Source organism: Rhizobium aureum (assembly GCF_030182495.1).
In the GTDB taxonomy this organism is placed as follows: Bacteria; Pseudomonadota; Alphaproteobacteria; order Rhizobiales; family Rhizobiaceae; genus Rhizobium; species Rhizobium tropici_C.
The window spans coordinates 1-1,529 of record NZ_JAQJCI010000045.1; the positions used below are offsets into that span (position 1 = coordinate 1).

The 1,529-nt window shown below is 60.4% G+C and carries 1 protein-coding gene; it reads left to right on the plus strand.

Annotated elements, in window-relative coordinates:
- The first annotated feature begins 53 nt into the window (after positions 1 to 53).
- Positions 54 to 1,424 carry an IS1182 family transposase gene (locus tag PH552_RS33625; RefSeq protein WP_112340028.1) on the plus strand — a complete coding sequence of 457 codons (1,371 nt, stop codon included), beginning with the start codon at positions 54 to 56 and terminating at the stop codon, positions 1,422 to 1,424.
- The last annotated feature ends 105 nt before the right edge of the window (positions 1,425 to 1,529 follow it).

Consider the following 1,529-nt stretch of genomic DNA (forward strand, 5'->3'; position numbering starts at 1 on the left):
CAGACTGCTGACAAACCTCTGGCGTCAGCCGGAGGTTTTTGATTCAATGGGACATGCTGAAGAAACCTGCTCCCGAACAGACGGCTCTCGAGATGGTGACGCTCGACAGTCTTGTGCCGAAGGATCACCTTCTGCGCCGAATAGACGCGGTGATCGACTTCTCGTTCATCCACGATCGCGTTGCCGGCTTGTACTGCGCCGACAATGGCCGCCCGCCGCTTGATCCGACGCTGATGTTCAAGGCGCTGTTCATCGGCTACCTCTACGGCATTCGCTCCGAGCGGCAGCTGGTGCGCGAGATCGAGGTCAATGTCGCCTATCGCTGGTTTCTCAGGATGAAGCTGACGGATGGCGTGTTCGATGCGTCGACCCTGTCGCAGAACCGCCGCCGACGCTTCAACGATACGTCGGTGGCCCAGGATATCTTCGACCACATCGTTGAACAGGCGGTTTCCCACGGGCTGGTGGACGGCACGGTACTCTATACGGACAGTACCCATCTGAAGGCCAATGCCAACAAGGGCAAATACGATCTGGCCATGATCGAGAAATCGCGTGCCGACTACTGGGCCGACCTCGACCGGGCGATCGACGCGGAGCGCAAGCTGCATGGCCAGAAGCCGCTGAAGGACGGGGAGCGCCAGGCCGAGATCAAGGAGACCAAGGTGTCGCGCACCGATCCCCAGAGCGGCTACATGGTGCGTGACGGCAAGCCGAAGGGCTTCTTCTATCTCGATCATCGCACGGTGGACGGCCGACATGCGATCATCACCGATACCCATGTGACGCCGGCCAACGTGCATGACAGCATCGTCTATCTCGGCAGGCTCGACCGGCAGTGCCAACGCTTCGGCTTCGATGTGAAGGCTGTCGGGCTGGATGCCGGCTATGCCACCTCAGGCATCGCCCAAGGCCTGGAGGACCGCGCCATCCTCGGTGTCACCGGCTATCGCAATCCGACCCCGCCCAAAGCCGGCATGATGCGCAAGAACAGCTTCGTCTACGATCAGCGAGCCGATGGCTATCGCTGTCCGCAAGGCCAGCTTCTCACCTACGCCACCACCGACCGCAACGGCTACAAGCATTACACATCCGATCCTGCCATCTGCGGCACCTGCCCGCTTCTGGCGTCGTGCACGTCCAACGGCAAGGCCATCCGCACCATCACCCGGCACGTTTGGGCCGATGCCCGCGAGCGCACCGACGGTCACCGTCTCACATCCTGGGGCAAGGCGATCTACAAAAGACGCAAGGAGACGGTCGAGCGTTCCTTTGCCGATGCCAAGCAGCTGCACGGCCATCGCTACGCCCGCTTCCGAAGTCTCATCAAAGTCCGATGCCAGTGCCTGATGGCCGCCGCAGCCCAGAACATCAAGAAGATCGCGATGGCGCTCACAAAGACACCCAAACCGAGCCTCGCATGAATCACAGGAGCAGGACCGATCTCCCTTCAATGCCGCAACCCAGGAAACAAACACACCAGAAATACAAAACCCCGCCAAAATTTGACGGGGTTTGTCAGCAGTCTG